Genomic DNA, 19,795 nt, shown 5'->3' with positions numbered 1-19,795 from the left:
GCAATTGTGTCGCCTGTATCACTTGTTTCATTCGTTTCATTCGTTTCATTCGTTTCACTCGTTCCGCTCGCCTCTTTAGCCTCATGAATGCCCCTCCTGTTATTCAACACTCAAACGCTCAGCAACCTTATTTTTGCACCCTTAAATTTGAGCTACGGCGGTTCACATGAATGAGACCCGCTACTGCGGATACACCAAGCACAAGATGCACCACAATGTTAGCGATAGACGACACAGCCCATTGCAGCCACATTTTAGCCGCTGGTTCTCCGAATAAATAAACGTCCAACACACTAGAAATGCCATAGGAAATGGCCAAACCAAGCGAACCGATGACACCTAACGCAATAAGATTTGATTTCTTAGCCGCACCTTCACTCACGTTGAATGACGAAGCTAGAAATACCAAACCCATGCTCAAACCTGCGAGCCCAGAACCTAATACCCATGACCACCAAATTTGCCCGCCACCCCATGTCAAATCCGTAATGATATGACCAATAGCCCCAATCAGAAAGCCAACCACCGGGCCAAACAGCGCCCCGAAAATAGTCAAAATCGCAACGGACACCCTTAAACCCGTTTGTGGAACAAGCGGAAGCGACAAGTTGCCAATTAGCCCATACAATGCCGCTCCAATTCCAATCGCAACAACCATTTTCGTGGAAAATGAGAACGTGGACGATTTCATATGGATCACCCTTCTTGTACAATGTATTGTATTTCTATGATCATAGTAGGAGTTTAGAACGGACAACATGATGCGCAGCAAAAAAAACCCCTGAAGCGGCGCTTCAGAGGTTAAACCGTGTACAAACTTATAACGGTGGATTTTTGTAACATTTGCGACAAACCGGATAATAACTATCATTACCTCCGATTTGAATTTGTTCACCACTGTATATCGACTTTCCTTGTTCATCAACGCGCATATTCATGGTCGCTTTTCGCTCACAGAACCAGCAAATCGTTTTCATTTCTTCAATTTTATCCGCATACAGTAGCATATACTGGCTGCCCTCAAACAATTCGTTGCGGAAATCATTTTTCAAACCAAAGCCCATCACGGGAATGTTCAACTCATCTACGATTTGTGTAAACTGCATAATGTGCTTCTTGTGAAGAAATTGCACCTCATCGACCAACACACACGAAATTTTGCCGGGATGGCGCTTTACAATCGCATACACATTCGTGTCTTCATAAATGGGTGTCGCTTCTGATCGCATGCCAACGCGCGAAGATACATATCCAACCTCATCCCGGTTGTCCACTGCGGACGTAAAAATAAGGACAGATTTGTTTTGTTCCTCATAATTGTGGGCAACTTTTAAAATTTCGATCGACTTTCCACTATTCATTGCTCCATATCGAAAATATAACTGAGCCAACTTACGCAACTCCGTTCTCTGCTAAAATGTCGACCTAATGATAGCATAAGTGTTGGGGTGAGGTACAGGCCGCAGGTTTTCCTTTTATTATCTCTGAATAGCCAAGCCACTAAATGATGTAGGACCGACTATATCCGCCCTAGTCCCTGTCGTTAAATTTTCAGCTGTTACGAAGTAAGTGTGCGATCCAGACCTTAAATTGGCATCAATCCCTTGAAAGGAAAAAATATAATTCTGTTCAGAAGCTGCCGATTCAACACCTTGCTGCGTTCTAAAAATTTCGTTGCCGTCTCGAAAAATTCTGAACACCACCTGAGCAATACCAGTGACCCCTCTTACTCCCACACTTGCGATCAATTCTACTCTGTTATTTAAATTGGCACTTTGAGGAATGTTGAGGCTAAAAATAGCAAATCTAGTTCTGCGCGGCGATTGAGCAATGATAACGGAATTAGATAAGCTAAATCTACTAAGAGGTTGAACAGCTCTGTAATCCAATACTCGTGACAAAATACATCATCTCCTTTGATATGGATGATGTATTTTATGTTGAATATGAATGAGATGCTTGGATTAAAAACTATCAATATGATAAATAGGTAATCTCTCACTGTAGATGAGAGAGTTGTTCTTATAGCTCTAGTTCCCTATTGGCGAATTGTAACTCTAGTTCCTATCGGAACTAATTTAGATAATTCAAGTACATCTTCGTTGTACATTCGGATGCAGCCATGCGATACGATTCGCCCTATAGATGAAGGATCGTTGGTACCATGGATGCCATAATGGGGCTTGGAAAGACCCATCCACATCGCTCCGAAGGGCCCGCCGGGGTTCGGCTCCTTGTTAATAATGGTGAACTCGCCTCTAGGGGTCTGGGTAACCATCTTGCCGATGCCGACAGGGAAGCCCCTTACGACTATATTTCCGTCTAGCAGGTAGAGCATCCGATCCGACAAATCGACAATGATGCGATATTGAGGCACACTGACCCCTCCTTCTGTGATTAAGCTATGTGAGGGAGGGGTGCTATGCGCTAATGGTAATGCCTATTTCGAGTAGAGTGGATGCCCTGATTAGAGGCTCTGAGCAGAGGCCTTGAGCTGACGCATTGATGCAGCGCCACAACATGCAGTGCCCTCAATCATCAGCGCGGAATCAGTGCTACATGCGCTCTATCAGTCGCTCTGTGTAGCGCAGCTCGTCTATTGTACGAGCGCCAATGCCGAACATAGCTGTGCGCAGCTCAAATTCCACCTGCGCCAGCACATCATGCATCGCTTCATCAGAGTGCGTTGCAGCCGCAAGCAGTGCGCGGCCAAACCCAGCTGCATCTGCGCCCAGCGCAATTGCTTTGGCCGCATCTACGCCTGTGCGCAAACCGCCGCTGGCGATAACCATAGCGTCGGGCAGAGCAGTGCGAACTTCGCGCACGCTGTCTGCCGTCGGAATGCCCCAATCGGCAAACGCATCTGCCGCCCGTCGGCGTACCGGATCGTTGCCGCGGAGCTTCTCCACTTGGCTCCACGACGTGCCGCCCGCTCCTGCAACATCGATAAACGCGATGCCAGCGTTATGTAAATCACGTGCCGTATCGGCTGCAATGCCCCAGCCGACTTCTTTCACACCGACAGGCACATCCAGCTTGCTACACACCGCTTCAATTCTAGTTAATAGCCCTGCAAAGTCGAGGTCGCCTTCTGGCTGAAACACTTCTTGCAGCGCATTCAAATGCAAAATAAGCGCATCCGCCTGCACAATTTCTACCGCACGTCGGCACTCGTCAGCTCCCATGCCCATGTTGAGCTGCACAGCGCCTATATTCGCGAACAGCGGAATTGTTGGCGCGACATCGCGCAATTGAAACGTACGTGCAACGTCTGGATTTTCGACCGCCGCACGCACCGAACCGACCCCCATCGCCCAACCACGCGCCTCAGCCACTGCCGCTAGGCGACGATTGATCGGCCCTGTATGGTCGCTTCCACCTGTCATCGAGCTAATGAGCAACGGTGTAGCTACCTGCTTGCCAAACCACTCTGTCGAGAGGTCAATGTCGTGAAAATTCACTTCTGGCAAAGCCTGATGACGAAAACGAAATCGCTCCAAACCCGTCGTCACACCTACGCCGTTCACTTGCTCTTCCAAGCATATACGTACGTGCTCTGTCTTCCGCTGTTCGGTCGTATGCTGTGTCGTGTCGTTTGATCGTTCCCGCATGCGTTATTCTCCTATTCCTGTCTCTTATCGTAAAAAGCATCTTAAAACGTGTAACAGCCGTCTGTGTTAAAGCTGCTGCCTATTTGTCTATGTTGTCTCTACTGCCTACGTATCTAGGTTGCCCCTATTACCCATGTTTCTACGTTGCTACTATGTTGCTATGTTGCTTCTATGTTTGTATTTTGCCAATTGTATTGTACCCTGAACGAACTTGATTTCAACATGACCTAGCATAGCAAAAATTACGATTCACGTACATGGGATGACGTAAGCACAGTCCGCAATATAAAAAGAAATACCCCACCCCATATCCAATGCGTTGCGCACCGATTAGAAAGCGAGGTACCCCGTATCATTTTAAAATGTAAAAATGAATAATAATTTCTAGGAACTGACGACCTTACTCGGTTCCGTACCGAAAATTTCTTGCTTCAAGCGCACACCTGTCGGTGTAGCCGCCAAACCTCCAAGCGCCGTTTCCTTCATCGTCATTGGCATCGCCTGCCCAATACGGAACATCGCTTCAATAACTTCATCGCATGGAATAACGCTTTCTACACCAGCCATCGCCATATCCGCTGCCACCATCGCTACTGCAGCACCCATCGCGTTCCGCTTCACACATGGCACCTCAACAAGACCTGCAACGGGATCGCACACAAGCCCGAGCAAATTTTTCAATGCGATCGCCATCCCATGGCCCGCTTGCCGCGGCGTTCCACCGACAAGCTCGACCACAGAAGCTGCCGCCATCGCTGATGCGCTACCGACTTCCGCTTGGCAGCCACCTGCTGCGCCGCTGATCGACGCATTGTTTGCCACCACTAAACCGAATGCACCTGCTGTGAACAGAAACTCAATCATCTGCTCACGGGACGGGTTCAGCTTCTCTTTAAGCGCGAACAACACGCCAGGCACAACCCCTGCCGCTCCTGCTGTAGGCGTCGCGCAAATAAGGCCCATTGCCGCGTTCACTTCATTCGTAGCCACCGCTTTACTCACAGCGTCCATAATCGTGTAGCCGCTAAGCATTTTGCCCGCTTGCACATACTGCTGAATCTTCACAGCATCGCCACCCGTTAAACCGGAATGCGACTTTACGCCCGACAAGCCGCGCTCTACGGCCTGCTCCATCACGTCCAAGTTGCGGCCCATGCGCTCGATAACTTCCTCGCGCGTCAACTGCGCCACTTGCATCTCCTGCTCAATCATAATATGAGCAATCTTACATGACTTCTGCTCGGCTAATGCCACCAGCTCCGCCACATTGCGAAACATCACCTTTACCTACCCCTCTCATCCTCAAGCTCAAAACCAACTATTCCAACACCTTTTATGAAAGCGTATTCAATAACACAGTCCCCGCTCAATCTCTACTTCCTAATCTTCCATCCGTAGCACGCGGCTTACCCCTGTCAGATCACGAATTTCATTAATTACTTGCTCGGCAATGCGATCATCCGTCTCGATAACCATCAGCGCCATCTGCCCTTTTTCTTTACGGGACACTTCCATATGGCCGATATTAACCTCTTCACGGCTCAAAATTTGCGTAACCCCAGCAATAACCCCATAACGATCATGATTCAAAATCAGAATAGCTGGGCACGCGCCAGACAAACGCAATTCAAACCCGTTCAACTCAACGATCTCAACCTTACCGCCGCCGATCGAAATGCCGACAACCTCTAATTGCTCTCCCCCATCAATCAAACGGATGCGTGCCGTATTTGGATGCTCTGGAACCGCATCCTCGATAAAGAACTTAACCTCAACACCTGCTTGCTCCGCCAGCACCAACGCTTGCGGCAAACGGTCATCATCTGTATCAAAATCAAGCACACCCGCAATAAGCGCAACGTCTGTTGCATGCCCTTTATGCGTCTCCGCAAAAGATCCATACAAAAATACGTCCACCTGCTTAGGTTGCTTGCCGAATATGCTGCGTGCCAATCTCCCGATTTTTGCCGCTCCTGCTGTATGAGAGCTTGAAGGCCCCACCATAATCGGTCCGATGATGTCAAATACGCTGCGATACTTCATACCGATTCTCCTCCGCTTCGTCCTCCCAATAACTACATTCCACTCATATTGTACGTAAAAACGCGACAAAGTACCATCCGTCAGCCATATATTTATTTTTCCATGTGCTACACGTAATTCCGGTTAAAATACTAAAAAAAGAAAACTCTTTCATTTCTATTTAATTTAATCAAAGCTAATTTACCAAATAGGAAATACATGGTACTATAAAATACAAATATCACTACGTTTTGAGGAGGGAACAACTATGTCCTCGGGTTCGCTACTATATTCAACTATAGGCGATCTCCTTAGACAACGCAGAATAGATACAGGTATATCTGTCCACCAACTACAAGAAATGTCTGGGGTTCATCGAACAAGCATAACAAGAATTGAAAATGGGGAGATCAAGCGACCTGAATTCGTTACCGTTCAGCGTATTGCTAATGCCATGAACATCCCCTTTGAGGAAACAGTTGAATATTATATTTGTGCTGACCAAAAGTCCGATACACTATTCTTAATTCTTGAAGACACGATCCCGACAGGTAATATTTCATTAACTTCCAAAGTAGCCCTTAAATATTTGGAATCCCCAAATGAAGATAGTTACGATTCGATTGAGCGACTGTACAATACGACTTCTACTTGCAAAGCTGATCCCGCATTAAAACTTTCCTTGTTTCAATCGATTGTTAGCTATGCACGTGACCACGGCGTGATGCCGTATATAGCGAAAGGGCAATTACAATCTTATCTAATTGAACGAAACGATTTCACCAAATTAAAAGCAACGTATTACAATGGGCGTTATATCCTTCCCTATTCTCATTTTTTATCTACCGAAGAGCGCATAATGTTGCATTACAAATTAGGCGTACACTCCTATAATTTGAGACTATTTCAAGAAAGTATCGAATTGTGTAGTGTAATTGTTGCTCAAAATGATTTTCAAGGTCAAACCAAAGCAGATGCAATTGGTATAATGTGCGACTCCTATGAGCGTTTAGGTAATTATGAAAAAGCTGAAGAATATTTAAAACTGTACGATACATATACCTATAAACATGTTAAGGAACATGTTAAAGTCACAACAGCAACTTTACATGACAAAAAAGGCAACACCGCACTTGCCATATCTTTATTTAATGAATTACTAGAAAAAGTTAGCGAAAATTCATTGCTTCATGTAGTAAATAAGCTTATTAAATTGCAACAAAAAATGAATAATCTACTCGAAATTGAAAAATTATTAACTTTTGAAGAAAAAATCACTTCTTTCTCGTACACTTCACCCTATAAACAATCAGAACTAGCTCTCTTTTATAAATTAAAAGGGGATTACCAAGTTGCAATGGGAGAAATAATAGAAGGTGCTAATTGTTATTTGGAAAGCGCCCTGAAGTATGCAAAAGTAGATGATAGTAAAAATGAACGTCTTTGCATTGGTCTAATACTAGATCTTCAAATCAATAACAGTAGTATTCTAGACAATTTAATTCTAAAGAAACTTCGTTCCGTTTATTGTCATCCTGAAAATATATAGAGGGAGGATTACCATGAAAGTTATTAAATCATTACTATTAACTGTTTTCTTTCTTACTTTGCCGCTTGGTATGTTCGAACCGGATTCCGTATTCCTCTTCAATGATCATCCTTGGCACCAATAATAATGTGAGCGCCTTACACAATGCAGGGCGCTTTTCTATTTTCACACATAACATAAGCTGGGTGTTTAGCTTTTGTGGGTGCTCAAGTCCATTTACTAAGCTGATAGAGTAATAACAACTCCATTTCATTAGCATAAGAATTTCGCCAGTGCTTGGCATCATGCAAGCACTTTTTTATGCCCTATTTTTGCTATCTCCCCTATCATCGAGCATGTAAAGTTAAAAAAAGGAAGCCCGCGCACGGCGTTATACACTACCGTTAAAAGATAGACGACGAGCTTAAATACACGAGGTGATAAGCTGATGACTTTTTCACAATACGACGGTCATACCTCTCTGTTGTACAAAATGAACAACCTACAAAAGCAGCTAGCACAAGCTGTACAAGAGCATCACAGCTTAACCGCTGATCCTGTAGTACAACTTAGCCAACAATTAGACATCTACATTTTACAGTGTCAAAAGGCCGTATGTACTAAAAAAAGAGTAAAGGAGGTTTTACAATGAAACAGCCGCGTAAATGGCTAATCCACTACCGAGGATCTAGAACTCAAATCGAAGTAGCAAAAATGTCGATGATTCAGCGTAGCTCCTACTCTAACATAGAGCGTGGAAGACGCGATCCGAGTGTCCAAGTAGCTAAAAATATCGGACAAGTTCTAGGTTTCGATTGGAAGCTTTTTTTCGAAGTTGGTGATCCGTTTGTATGTGAGGAATAAGGCTGAGTTTACTGCGAATAAACACAGCCGATTAAGTTATATCCAAATTAAATAATACACCAACTTTCACACTATCGGATTAATTTGATTCCGTGTAATTTTTGTGAATCAACATAACGAACAACACATCTTTGCAACCTCTTTAAATATCCCATGTTAATGAGTAAGACACCTCCCTTATGCACTAAGGACGGTGTCTTACTTATTTTGCGATATTATTTTGATTTCCACACCGTGCCGTCCTGATACACAACCTTGGTCACTTCCACACTCATTTTGACGACCGCGTTACTATAAGTCATCAGCTCCCAGTACGAGCGCCCTCTGTCTCCCCGTGCAACATCTCCATTGTTCACAACGCCAAAAAACGACTCATACTTCGTCTCTTTTTCTGTCACTAGCTTGTTATGTTTATCATAGAAACGCAGCGCAACCTCGAACGATTTCACCGTTTTGTGCGACAAATTAATATGGTCGATTACGGCTTGCTTCACATTCGCATCATTCACTTGTTCGACTATCGCACGTGTAATTTTGATCGGGCCATACTTATTTTTTTTGAACTCTGTGTCTAAATATTGTTGAAACAACTTCGCATCAAGCTCCACATAATAGGTCAGATTCTGTTTGTACTTCGTCTTATAGTACGTGCTATCCTGTTCGAATTGCGGATTCGAAACAACCTTCATTTCGTGATCCTTATAATGCTCAACACTTGCCCCCATATAAAAAATGTGTTTCATTTCATCTTTATACTTTGACCATGTCGCCTCGTTGTCAAACTTCACTTCTTTCCCACTTTCAATGTGACGCACTGTCTCCTTCTCAGTTCTTACTTGCTTCTTTCCAGCATGATAAAAAAAATGTACGACTTGCGCTTCTTTAATCAGATGTTCTGTATTGTTCTTTACGGCTTCTAGCTTCAGCTCAACACCGGCCGGACCTTCATACGATTCATTGTTCAACGTCAATTGCAAGGTTTTTGCTGTTGCGTCATATTGAATGTCGCCGAACACGCTCAAGTCTTTAAAGTTAATGGCTGTACTCCCCTTAATAAGGTAAGAGACTACAGCACGATTCCCTAACTGCACAGACCAATTTGAGGCTTGCAAATCCCCGATCTTACTGCCCACGGCAACGGCAGGTACAACTACCCCTTCGACGTCTTTATTCGCAATGCGCTTCACGCGTACAAATTGCGTATCGTTATCACCAATATGAATATCAAATCCATATTGGGCTAAATCTTTTAATAATACTTTGCCTCCCGTCGGATGCTCATACAATGGGATTTCATACTCATCAATTAGTGCCTTCGTCGCGCTTCCGAAGATGTCACCTATATCATGTTGTTGATTCAGCATTTTAAAGCTTCCGGCCAGAGCCATTTGGGGTGCCATAACGAGCAGACTTGCTACAAGTAGTGCCACTAGCTTCTTGTTCATCGCTTCCTTCTCCTTTATAAGTGAATGAATACATGAATCATGCTCCCTTACTTATAAGTTTACCGAATGTAGTCTTATTTTTCCAATAGCTTGTCCCATTGTGAATCGCCATGCATGAATGACTAACAACCCTACTACATTTATGTAGTGAGGTGATTAACATGAACGGTGTTTATATCGGCAGCAACCGAATGCTCATTAAGGCGGCATATGGAGGGAAACTGATAGCCCCTGCCGACGATTTAAGCATTACACCTGAGCTAGTCATGCACGGTTCTATGGAATGGCCTTTAACGAAATATTTGCACGATCATGTGCAACCTGGTCAAACTGTGGTTGATGTCGGTGCCAACATCGGCTACTTCTCCGTGCTACTTAGTCATCTAGTAGGTCCGAGCGGACGTGTATACGCTTATGAGGCCCACCCAGACATGCATCGCTACTTAGAACATAATTTATCCTTAAACACGATGCATGATCGTGCGCTTACGTTTCCTTATGCGGTCTACTCTAGAGACGAGCTGATTCATTTTCAGGCCTCCTACCGCTATATGGGCAACAGCTCGCTTCAACAGCATAATGAGGAGTATCATCATCATTATCGGGACGATATTAAAACGGTGTCTGTACAAGGTGTAGCACTGGATACGCATTTGAAGCAACTGGGTGTTGATAAGGTTGATTTTCTGAAAATAGACATTGAAGGTGGAGAGTATCACGCTTTTGCTGGGATGGAGACGATCATAAGGGAGCAGGTGAAAGTCGTTGTTTTTGAGCTGAACCGGATGATGCTGCAACACGATGAGCCGAAATTCCACGCCCTGCTCCGGCGCTACGCCATGGAGTACGGGAAACAGTTTTTTCTCATCGATCCGAATGGCCAGCCCGTGCCGACAGCATTGGAATCCATTCTGGAGCATGGCAGCATACCGAATGTTATTATGCAATAATCGTAATAAGGCTGCTCCACATATGTGGAGCAGCCTTATTGTATTTATACAGCCGTGCTTGCCGGAAAACGCAGCTTCACCTTGTCTGGAGAGCTGCAATCGTCTCTAAGCTCACAGTTCTCTGCGCAAACGCGGCCTTTGCCACGTGGCACACACATCGGTGTGCCAAACAGAGGGTCAAAGCAGACGACGCATTCCATGCTGAATACGTCCTTTACCATTTGCGGCGTCAGCACATCTTCCGGTGCCCCTTCTACATAGACCGTGCGCTCACGCACAGCTACGATATGATGGGCATATCGGCATGCTAAGTTCAAATCGTGCAGCACCATAATAATGGTGCGGCCTTCTGTAAGATTCAATTCATACAGCAAATCAAGAATCTCGATCTGGTGCGTCATATCCAAATATGTTGTAGGCTCATCCAGCAACAGAACATCAGTGTTTTGCGCTAGTGTCATCGCTATCCATGCTCGTTGGCGTTGACCACCTGACAACGCATCCACAGGACGGTCAGCCAAGTCAGTCAATCCCGTCACTTCTAACGCTTGGCGAACGAGTCGCTCGTCCTCTGCCGACCATTGATTCAGCCACGATTGATAAGGAAAACGTCCTTGCTTCACGAGTTGAAGCACCGTTAATCCTTCTGGCGCAGTAGGCCCTTGCGGCAAAATAGCCATGCGACGCGCCACTTCTTTCGTGGACGTACGGTGAATATCTTTGCCATCCAACAATACCGAACCTTGCTTCGGCTTCAACAACCGCGCAAGCGAGCGAAGCAATGTCGATTTACCACATCCGTTGCTGCCGATAAGTACCGTAATTTTACCTTCCGGAATGTTTAATGACAAATCTTCGATAATATTGGAATCACCATAAGATAATGTCAGAGACTGTGTCGTTAACGTAGACATGGTCCTCGTTCCCCCTTACCCGTTCTGTTCGTATTGTTGGCGTATATATGAATCATCTTATCGCTCACTTATGTAACTTAGCACTTGAAAATAGATGAAAATAAATGAGGGATAATGAAAATCGTTCTCATAAACATAGACAAGTTTATGATGCCACAAACGACGACTTCCGTCAATGTATTCCAATTTGTTTGAACAACAATTTTAAATATCTTTTATCCTTCGACAACGTACAGGACATCCCGCTCGCCACATACGCTCGCACAATATCAAGAGGGGATGTCTCAATAGCCATTGCAAAATGACGACGAGACATCCCCTGCCAGAATGTGTACCTTATCTATAGTCTTAACTGTATCGTGTATACTACAGCAGCGGCGAGAACAATCGCGCCAACGATTCAAGAAAACGGGTAATCGTCCGCTTACGAGCAAAATTCTCCTCGCGAATGCGGGTCGCATATTGCAAATCCCGCTCAAAATCATCACGCAAACAATTAACACTTTCCGTATGCACAAGCAGCGCGTTAACCTCAAAATTAAGATGAAAGCTTCGCATGTCCATATTGGCCGTGCCGATCGTCGCCACTTCACCATCAATAATAATAATTTTGGAATGAAGGAATCCTTTTTCATACTCATAAATGCGTACTCCCGCATTAATTAAACTCGGGAAATAAGAGTGCGAAGCGAGAAATGGTAGCCACTTGTCAGGCTTAGCCGGAAATAAAAGCCGTACATCCACACCCGATAGCGACGCCACCTTCAAAGCTGTAAAAATATCATCATCAGGTATAAAATAAGGGGTCGCAATCCAGATCGAACGTTTGGCTGAGGTTAGCATCGAAAAAAAGACGTTCTTCATCGTACTGAACTCATGGTCCGGACCGCTCGCAATAATTTGCACAGCGCCGCCCGTTGCCTCCACAGGCTGCGGCAGCAAATACTGAGCACCATAAAGCGTGCTGCCAGTGACGTGCGACCAATCCTGCAAAAAGATAATTTGCAGCGACTGCACAGCCTCGCCACGCACAATCATATGCGTGTCGCGCCAAAAGCCGTACGTCTTGTTGCGGCTCAAATATTCGTCACCCACGTTTAAGCCGCCCATAAAGCCGACATCACCATCGACAATAACAATTTTGCGATGATTGCGGTAGTTTACCCGACTGGACAGCAGTGGAAATTTGACTGCACCAAAAGCTTGCACTTCTACTCCAGCCGCTCTCAAATCGTGCAAAAATGATTTTGGCAGCTGCATACTGCCTACCGCATCATACATAAAGCGGACTTCCACGCCGGATAGCGCTTTTTCCATCAAAATATGTTTGATGCTCCGTCCAATTTCATCATCGCGGTAAATGTAATACTCCATATGAATATGATGACGTGCCTTCTTGAGCTCCGCGAGCAACTCCGTAAACGTCTCTTCGCCGTTCGTTAATATACGGGTTTCCGAGCCGAAACTAATCGGGCTCTTGCTCATCTGGCTCGTCAAACGGAGCAGCATGCGCTCGTCTTCCGTATACGTATCCAGAATTTGTTCTCCACGCACGAGCGCGTCGTTATCAATAAAGGCGTACGCTTGCTTGTTCCTCTTTGCCTTGCGATTGTAGCTCCGCCGCTTGCGATAATTTTGCCCAAAGAGCAAATAAAATATGAAGCCGACAACCGGCACGAGCGCTAAAATAAGAATCCAAGCCACCGTACTCGAAGGATGCCGATTCTCCATAAATATCATAATCGCCAACGTGACGACCGCTAACGTCGTCATAATACTTAAAGTCGTCGCAATGGATCGACCAAATGCATCATTCACGTAATAGCCCAATGTCATTAACATAATGACGAACAATCCGATCTGTAGCCCTCTTCGCATAGCTTGGCCCCCCAACATGATTCACCTATCGGATTTATCCTATTTATATAATACGACATAACTTCGTTTAATTCTTCAACATTTGACTCCCAACGTTCGCCTTGTTCCTGTGAGCTCTCCCTAACTCTCCCTTATCAACCATATTTACTATTCCCGAAAAACCATTTTGCAACTAAAAGGAAAAGGATTGACAAGGTGCTGCTCATGTGAAATAATTCAGGCGTAAACTAACTAACGGTCGTTAGGTAATAATGAATAAGCGTTGAAGTTATATTACTCGCTATGGAGGGATCATTCAATGACCGCAAACCGCATTCAACAGGTCGCTTTAGCGCATTTTGCTGAGCATGGTTACGATGGAGCTTCATTAGCAAAAATTGCTGACGACGTTGGCATTAAGAAGCCTTCCATATATGCGCATTATAAGAGTAAAGAGGACTTGTTCCTGCATGTTGTGCAATATGTGTACAACCGTGAGCAGCAGTGGATTGAGGCTTATTTTACCGAGCAAAATGAAACAAGACCTTCACTTGAATATCAGTTGAAGCAGCTACTTTACTTGTATCGTCAACGTTATGCACAGCAGTTGGAATTGAAGTTTCTGCTGCGTGTATCCTTTTTTCCACCTGCTGTGGTGCAGAGTGAAGTAATGCACAGGCTGTACGTTTATTTAGATGATTTGGAGCAGAAGCTCATGCTCCGTCTACAACAAGCGATGGAGACCGGAGAAGTTCCGCCTAACGCAGGCGTAGCGGCAAGCGAGGCTGCAACCGCCTTTATGTGCATACTGGATGCGTTATTTGTAGAAATGCTGTACGGTGAGCCGGAGCGCGTATCCAAGAAATTAGAGGCTGCTTGGCCTTTATATTGGCGTGGGTTAACGAATTAGATGGATTAGACTTCATTGAACTTCAATGTAGCTTTATTAATAGGAGGAGAACATCATGAACAAAAGCTGGCTATTAGTGCTCATTGCCGGACTGTTGGAAGTGATCTGGGTGTCTGGATTAAAATATTCCAGTGCCTGGTGGGAATGGTTAATCACAATTCTGTTCATTATCGTAAGCTTTAAAGTAGTTATTGAGGCATCCCGTAAGCTCCCGCTCGGGACGGTGTACGCCGTCTTTACTGGACTCGGAACAGCGGGAACCGTTATCGTGGAAATGCTACTGTTCGGCGAGCCTGTGCAGATTACAAAGTTGCTGTTTATCGCCTTGATGGCAAGTGGTGTTATCGGCTTAAAATTGCTAACTAAACCGGAAGATACGAAGGAGGGGACTGCATAATGGCTTGGTTAATGTTACTTGGCGCTGGGCTATGTGAAGTACTTGGTGTATTGTCCCTGAAGCGCATTACAGATAAAGGTGGATTGTTGTCTTACTTGTACTTTGCCTTAGCCTTCGGAACGAGCTTTACCCTGCTCTCTATGGCCATGGATTCGATTCCAATGGGAACGGCCTATGCGATTTGGACGGGGATTGGTACGGCTGGTAGTACATTGCTCGGTATGTTCGTATTCGGCGAGCCAAAGGACTGGAAACGTATTTTGTGTATCTGCCTCATCATTAGTTCCGCTGTGGGCTTGAAATTGCTCACTTAAGCGTGTGGGTGTGGGCGTGTAGCGTGTGAGCGTGTAGCCTGTATTGTGTAGTGCAATTATTGAATAGTTGTTGAGTGTAGTACTAACATATACGTTCTTTATTAAAAAGGAGCTGCCCCTAGGGGCAGCTCTTCAGCTTGTCTAGAAACCTCTGTTTGTTAAGACGATGGTTTCTCTTAGTTAAGATAACGGCAAGCAGCTTTGCACTTATCGGTTGGTAGTTATTTGATAGTCAGTTGGTAGTCTGTTGATTCACTGTGCCCTAACCGTAGGTGGTCAGCTCATTCACCGTGCCTCCACTCCTAACGGTCGCCACAGTTGTTATTTCAGCGAATATGAACCCGTTCAACATTTAACGGTTATGATGGCGCTTATTACGATGAAAACAGCTGGATTTTGAATGAAATTCGAGAAATAAGCTCACCTATAACCATTAGAAATCAAAACGAGCTAAATCTGGCGATATAGCCACTATGGCAACCGTTAAGAACTAACTTTGCTTTCTCGACAGCCTGAGGAGCTGCCCCTAGGGGTAGCTCTTTTTTCTGTCCATTATTCTACAAATGAATAAGGAAATAATCGTCCAAGAATCAGGATACCCCCAAGGAATGGCAGTAAAAATCAAGCCCTTTCCCAAAGCAAGATTGTAAGGAGCCCTGTGAAGATCACAGACTTTTTGGAGTTTATTGCTAATCCGATTATACCTAATACTAAGAACAAAAAGGTTAGCAAAGTTACGAGTATGAGTGGGTTTAACCCTGTTATTTTCGTGATATAATTAAAAATTTTATTTGAAAATAGCAGGAATCCTACGCATATACCCAGTGAAATTAGAGCGGTTGTAATGAGCTTATCCCTCATATGTTTCTTCTTATTATGTGTGAATATGGTATCCAAGAAAGCATCTACTCCCCTATTTATCAATCAAAGTTACTAGGATGCTTCTTAGGTTTACCTGACGGTACAACTTCCTTCACTAGCGATAAACGGCTACGGTCACGGTTTCTGTATCATTGTCTCATTTTCCATAGCTATCTCCCATTCCAGCAGGGTGCATCCATGTTTGTGCTTAAATTTATGCTTAAGACAACAATCGCCCAATAAAAATAATGTAACCAAAGAATAGAAGTGAAATTATACAAAGTACTATTGTGAGGAGTCCTGTGAAGATTACAGGCTTTTTGGAGCTTCCTATTAAGCCTATTATTCCTAATACTAAGGCCAATAAGGTTAGAAAAAATACGAGTATGATTGGATTTAGACCCGTCGTGTTCGTGATGTTATCAAAGATTTTATTTAAAAATAACAGGCATCCCCAACACATAATCAGTAAAATTAGAGCGATTGTAGTGAGCTTTTCCCTCATATGTTTCTCCTTGTGATGTGTGAATATGGTTCCTGATGCACTTCTTAGGTTTACCTGATAATACAACATCCTTTTCTAGCCCGATTACCCCAGCAAAGCTTTTGAACGATGGCAACAATCAAATATTTGTTCATTAGACCCTGAACTCAAGAGGCTTATACTCGAAGGGGAACTCGCTCTGTCCTTAGCTTTTTATATTTCTTTTTCTATCGTGGCGTACCAACACTACTATGAAAATAGTGAAATAAGTAATTAGTCCTGTGATCTCCCAAAAGAAAATGTATTCGCCTGTGAAAAAAGTAACCTCGATCAAATAAATCAAAAAGAAATACGCGATGGTCATAATGGAAGAAAGAGCATTCTTTTTAATATTTTTAATGTTGCGTACATTATCAAAGGCTGTAACCAAACACATGATAATAAAAATCTCTAGGTATGTATGGAGACCTAATTTACCCAGAAGGGAAACAACAAAACAAATGAAAAGAATAGATATAATGGATTGCTTCATGGAAAGCCCCCCTGAATTATAAAACTATTTTCTTTTCAGAACCTGCAACCATGTTAAAAAAGTATCCTCGAACTGTATTTCTTTTATTTCTTTGTATGTATGTTTATCGAGAATTTTCACTGAAGAAGTCGCCTCATTCAACACAAATAAGTAATCATCCACAATTTGAAGTTCCGTAGGGCAGTCAAACCCTTTTAGGGTCTGAATCACCTTTTTCGATTTCGTATCGAAGACGGTTATGCTATCTCCTTTCCGATCATCGTATGAATGCTTATCATTGTGAGCAATATAGGCTACACCATTATCATCAATAGCGATATCTCGGACACCAAAATCAAGTTCATAATCGGCAATTTTGTTTCCAATTGGACTATAGACGGTCAGGTTGCTACTACTATAATTTTCACGTGATATATTAATTGGTATGTTTATTGCGTATATATTTCCATCAGGACCGATATCCATCCCTTTTGAGGCGTAGTCTATTTTCGAGGTTATTTTAGTCTCGCCCGTATCTCTGTTTATCGCAATAATGTAATGATCAGGTACATCTTTATAGCCCAAATCATGAGCTTTCATGACGAAACTGTAGATATAGTCTCCTTCTATAGCCCAATGCATTAGAGCCCCTTTAATAAATATTGTATCTTCAACTTCCTTTGTTGTAGTATTAATGATTTTGAGGGGAATACCTTGAGATTCACCTGTATTCACTTTATATGCAAAGACGACATACAACTTCTCCTTTTCCTGATCGGATACCATCGAATGAGGGCCTGTTTCATTAAACGTAAGCTCTTTTATTTCTTTTGCATCTTTGAATATTTTCACTCTTTTATCTGATTCCATACCAACTCTGTCATAAAAAGAAGCAAAGATGTGCTTATCCTTTGATATTTCTAACGAGCTTAGAATACTACCATCATCTCTAAAGTTAACCAGTTGCGGGTCTGTAGCTTCTAGAGAGCTTCCTTTTTTGCTAATTTGAGAAAATCCCAGATTGCCACCGTGATTCACATACAAGTCATACATTGAGGTAGAGGAGTACTCTATCTGGTTTGACTCCTTGCAAGCCGCAAGTACGAGGACAGTCAACATAATTATTATTATCTTTTTCATTTTCAGCATATACATCACCCTTTCGAAATGATGAAAATCGCCTTGCTTTCTTATAGGGAAATAAGAATAACAAGGCGAATATAGAAAGAATAATGAAGTTGTAACCGTTTCATTCCAACGTTAGTCAAACACTGTCGCTATTTTACCTGTACAAGTTCATGATTCAGTACTTGCACTTTTGTGTTGAACTCGGAATTAAACATGTTATTCTTATACTCTTGTAGTTTTTTAGAGAAGTCTTCATACTGCAAGGACTCATCTAACACGTTGGTCTCCATCAGTTTATTCGTTAGATTTTGACGGGAAAGGAGCTTTTGATATTCTACGGGAGCAAAATCGCTCCAATATTCATCATCGCTTTTTCCCATGGCTATCAGTATCTTTTTCTGTACTTCTTGTACGTTGGATGGTTGCGCGTTTAAGACAGCTCTTAGCCTTTCCGCTTCTCTCTTACCATCTTCTAATGAAACGTACACGCCTTCTTCCTTGGCCTTCAGTAAGTAAAGTTCGTCAATAATGATTTCTTTAAGCAATTCAGAATCAGAAGGAACAGGCTTCTCCTCCAACTTTTTATACGCCTTTAAGCTCTGTAAATCATTGTTAGTGATGAGCACATCTCCGATTTTAACCAAATCAATTGGTTGGTTTGAGTTTATTGCTCTTATTTCGACATTGACTTGAGATGACACAGTTGTTAGAGGATCAGTAGCCCCAGCAAATGAACCAATCAAAATTGATAATGCTGCTATAGAAGAAACGACAAGCAAAATTCGCTTTTTCATTCTGATGAACCTCCCTCATTATTCATATTTTATGTTGGAATTTTCAATTATGCCACTTTTCAAAATGTGATAAATTACTTACTTCACCAATTAAAGTCCACTTGCCCTGTGTTATCGAACTGTATCGCACCCGAACCAGCGAAGAAGCCTGTTTTACCATAGGAGGCACCGTAACCATTCCTATCAAAAGAAATTGGGTCATCTGATAAAATTCCCTGTGCGGTATAGGGTGCACCTATTATATACGACCCTGACTTAGGAAGGTGTTGAATTTGCCCTCGAATGTTTAGCTCTCTTGGTCCAAATTGTGCACTAGGATAAATGTCGAAATAAGACTTAAACGTTTGGCTCATAAGCTCACGCTTGGTAACGTAATATGCATGAGGATTTTCTTGTCTAATAATCGTAACTTTTGAAGTTACACTTACTGGACTATATATAGAACCTTGTCTTGTGACTCTCCAAATACTAATCAAATCCGTGTCTTCATAGGTATGTCCTACTGGGTTAGATGTAATTTCTGCTTCAGTGGAAACTCGTGGAGTTGTGTCAGCCTTAACAAAGGGAGAAAGTAAAGTGAGCGAGAATGTTGCAGTCAAAAAAAGAACAAACAGTCTTTTCATTTTAATGCCTCCTATTCACTGTTTATAAAAATAAAACAAACATGAACAATTATGGGCCCCTAAAAGACTCTACCCTCCTTAACTGTTTTTCCAGCAATATATTGGTTATTACTGGATGATCAGATCATAACATTTATAACCATATATTCAACTATAAGTTTATTTAGTTTTGAGCAAAAAAATGGTATAAATGCATGATATTTAGGTGTTTTGATGCTGCGAACATAGCACATAACCCACATTTTGAACGTTTAAAATATACTCGGGCTGACACGGGTTATCTTCTAGTTTTTTTCGTACTTTCCCAATGTAGACATGAAGCTGATGTGATGAAACCTGCTCTGCATCAACGACCCATGTGTGAGCAATTAATGTCTTGATAGGCACGACTTGATTGAGGGACATGGATAATCGACATAGTAAGCGAAGTTCCGTTGGACTTAGTGAAATAGTAGTGTCGTGTTTCTGAATGAGGTGTCTGCCGAAATCTATATAAACGTGACTTCCCAGTTGAACTGTCATTGTAGGAAAATGTTCGATACTAAATCACTCTCCTTGACTTCTTCATGTAAGAAACCGCCC

The 19,795-nt window shown here is 43.1% G+C and carries 22 protein-coding genes; 7 read left to right on the top strand and 15 right to left on the bottom strand.

All coding sequences use genetic code 11. The features are described from left to right. Window positions 1–127 precede the first annotated feature (127 nt). The 7 genes from KIK04_RS11865 to sdaAB all read right to left on the bottom strand — a co-directional run bounded on the left by KIK04_RS11865 (window position 128) and on the right by sdaAB (window position 5,654). Window positions 128–691, bottom strand: a complete 564-nt coding sequence (locus tag KIK04_RS11865) for an ECF-type riboflavin transporter substrate-binding protein (RefSeq protein WP_232278425.1) — start codon at window positions 689–691, stop codon at window positions 128–130. Window positions 692–818: 127 nt separating this feature from the next. After that, complete coding sequence (locus KIK04_RS11860; protein ID WP_232278424.1) at window positions 819–1,391, bottom strand: thymidine kinase; 573 nt, start codon at window positions 1,389–1,391, stop codon at window positions 819–821. Window positions 1,392–1,478: 87 nt separating this feature from the next. Then, complete coding sequence (locus KIK04_RS11855; protein ID WP_232278423.1) at window positions 1,479–1,901, bottom strand: exosporium protein C; 423 nt, start codon at window positions 1,899–1,901, stop codon at window positions 1,479–1,481. A 137-nt stretch (window positions 1,902–2,038) separates the two neighbouring features. Further along, window positions 2,039–2,377: a L,D-transpeptidase gene (locus KIK04_RS11850; protein WP_232278422.1), complete on the bottom strand. Its 339-nt coding sequence runs from the start codon at window positions 2,375–2,377 to the stop codon at window positions 2,039–2,041. Between the two features lie 178 nt (window positions 2,378–2,555). After that, window positions 2,556–3,611 (bottom strand): type 2 isopentenyl-diphosphate Delta-isomerase, encoded by a 1,056-nt coding sequence (gene fni / locus KIK04_RS11845; RefSeq protein ID WP_232278421.1) that lies wholly within the window; start codon window positions 3,609–3,611, stop codon window positions 2,556–2,558. Between the two features lie 384 nt (window positions 3,612–3,995). Next, the gene (sdaAA, locus tag KIK04_RS11840) at window positions 3,996–4,889 is read right to left on the bottom strand and encodes an L-serine ammonia-lyase, iron-sulfur-dependent, subunit alpha (protein WP_232278704.1); all 894 of its coding nucleotides are present in this window, start codon (window positions 4,887–4,889) and stop codon (window positions 3,996–3,998) included. A gap of 102 nt (window positions 4,890–4,991) precedes the next feature. Next, window positions 4,992–5,654: an L-serine ammonia-lyase, iron-sulfur-dependent subunit beta gene (gene sdaAB / locus KIK04_RS11835; RefSeq protein WP_232278420.1), complete on the bottom strand. Its 663-nt coding sequence runs from the start codon at window positions 5,652–5,654 to the stop codon at window positions 4,992–4,994. Window positions 5,655–5,901: 247 nt separating this feature from the next. On the opposite strand from sdaAB, the gene KIK04_RS11830 reads away from it, so the two are divergent. The 3 genes from KIK04_RS11830 (at window position 5,902) to KIK04_RS11820 (ending at window position 8,025) form a co-directional block, all read left to right on the top strand. Then, a complete protein-coding gene (locus tag KIK04_RS11830; RefSeq protein WP_232278419.1) occupies window positions 5,902–7,182 on the top strand; it encodes a helix-turn-helix domain-containing protein in 1,281 nt (426 codons plus the stop codon). Between the two features lie 427 nt (window positions 7,183–7,609). Then, entirely contained in the window at window positions 7,610–7,813 is a 204-nt protein-coding gene (locus KIK04_RS11825) for an aspartyl-phosphate phosphatase Spo0E family protein (RefSeq protein ID WP_332330012.1), read from the top strand. Next, on the top strand, window positions 7,810–8,025 hold the full coding sequence (locus KIK04_RS11820; protein WP_232278418.1) for a helix-turn-helix transcriptional regulator: 216 nt from the start codon (window positions 7,810–7,812) through the stop codon (window positions 8,023–8,025). The genes KIK04_RS11825 and KIK04_RS11820 overlap by 4 nt, the downstream gene beginning before the upstream one ends. Window positions 8,026–8,240: 215 nt before the next feature. Here the strand turns inward: KIK04_RS11820 and KIK04_RS11815 are convergent, their stop codons facing one another. Continuing rightward, window positions 8,241–9,470: a hypothetical protein gene (locus KIK04_RS11815; RefSeq protein WP_232278417.1), complete on the bottom strand. Its 1,230-nt coding sequence runs from the start codon at window positions 9,468–9,470 to the stop codon at window positions 8,241–8,243. A 161-nt stretch (window positions 9,471–9,631) separates the two neighbouring features. Here KIK04_RS11815 and KIK04_RS11810 point away from each other — a divergent pair, with 161 nt between their 5' ends. After that, window positions 9,632–10,420 carry an FkbM family methyltransferase gene (locus KIK04_RS11810; protein WP_232278416.1) on the top strand — a complete coding sequence of 263 codons (789 nt, stop codon included), beginning with the start codon at window positions 9,632–9,634 and terminating at the stop codon, window positions 10,418–10,420. Window positions 10,421–10,464: 44 nt separating this feature from the next. On the opposite strand, the gene KIK04_RS11805 is transcribed toward KIK04_RS11810, so the two are convergent. Beyond that, window positions 10,465–11,334 (bottom strand): ABC transporter ATP-binding protein, encoded by an 870-nt coding sequence (locus KIK04_RS11805; RefSeq protein ID WP_232278415.1) that lies wholly within the window; start codon window positions 11,332–11,334, stop codon window positions 10,465–10,467. 366 nt (window positions 11,335–11,700) lie between these two features. Next, window positions 11,701–13,212, bottom strand: a complete 1,512-nt coding sequence (gene cls, locus KIK04_RS11800; protein WP_232278414.1) for a cardiolipin synthase — start codon at window positions 13,210–13,212, stop codon at window positions 11,701–11,703. Window positions 13,213–13,510: 298 nt separating this feature from the next. Here cls and KIK04_RS11795 point away from each other — a divergent pair, with 298 nt between their 5' ends. From KIK04_RS11795 to KIK04_RS11785, 3 genes are read left to right on the top strand one after another with little or no spacing between them, the layout of a single operon-like run. Next, window positions 13,511–14,101 carry a TetR/AcrR family transcriptional regulator gene (locus tag KIK04_RS11795; RefSeq protein ID WP_232278413.1) on the top strand — a complete coding sequence of 197 codons (591 nt, stop codon included), beginning with the start codon at window positions 13,511–13,513 and terminating at the stop codon, window positions 14,099–14,101. A 55-nt stretch (window positions 14,102–14,156) separates the two neighbouring features. Further along, window positions 14,157–14,498, top strand: a complete 342-nt coding sequence (locus KIK04_RS11790) for a DMT family transporter (RefSeq protein ID WP_232278412.1) — start codon at window positions 14,157–14,159, stop codon at window positions 14,496–14,498. Further along, window positions 14,498–14,812, top strand: coding sequence for a DMT family transporter (locus tag KIK04_RS11785; RefSeq protein ID WP_232278411.1), 315 nt, complete (start codon window positions 14,498–14,500; stop codon window positions 14,810–14,812). Before KIK04_RS11790 ends, KIK04_RS11785 begins: the two co-directional genes overlap by 1 nt. A gap of 1,550 nt (window positions 14,813–16,362) precedes the next feature. Here KIK04_RS11785 and KIK04_RS11780 read toward each other — a convergent pair. The 5 genes from KIK04_RS11780 to KIK04_RS24435 all read right to left on the bottom strand — a co-directional run bounded on the left by KIK04_RS11780 (window position 16,363) and on the right by KIK04_RS24435 (window position 19,735). After that, the gene (locus KIK04_RS11780; protein WP_232278410.1) at window positions 16,363–16,689 is read right to left on the bottom strand and encodes a hypothetical protein; all 327 of its coding nucleotides are present in this window, start codon (window positions 16,687–16,689) and stop codon (window positions 16,363–16,365) included. Between the two features lie 24 nt (window positions 16,690–16,713). Beyond that, on the bottom strand, window positions 16,714–17,817 hold the full coding sequence (locus tag KIK04_RS11775; protein ID WP_232278409.1) for a YncE family protein: 1,104 nt from the start codon (window positions 17,815–17,817) through the stop codon (window positions 16,714–16,716). Between the two features lie 128 nt (window positions 17,818–17,945). Next, a complete protein-coding gene (locus KIK04_RS11770) occupies window positions 17,946–18,590 on the bottom strand; it encodes a hypothetical protein (RefSeq protein WP_232278408.1) in 645 nt (214 codons plus the stop codon). Window positions 18,591–18,673: 83 nt separating this feature from the next. Next, window positions 18,674–19,213: a hypothetical protein gene (locus KIK04_RS11765; protein ID WP_232278407.1), complete on the bottom strand. Its 540-nt coding sequence runs from the start codon at window positions 19,211–19,213 to the stop codon at window positions 18,674–18,676. Window positions 19,214–19,414: 201 nt separating this feature from the next. Beyond that, a complete protein-coding gene (locus KIK04_RS24435) occupies window positions 19,415–19,735 on the bottom strand; it encodes a winged helix-turn-helix domain-containing protein (RefSeq protein ID WP_442951152.1) in 321 nt (106 codons plus the stop codon). Window positions 19,736–19,795: the final 60 nt, after the last annotated feature.

The organism is Paenibacillus sp. 481 (assembly GCF_021223605.1).
In the GTDB taxonomy this organism is placed as follows: domain Bacteria; phylum Bacillota; class Bacilli; order Paenibacillales; family Paenibacillaceae; genus Paenibacillus_B.
The sequence above is the reverse complement of the archived record's forward strand: the minus strand, read 5'-3'. Positions and strand labels throughout refer to the sequence as shown.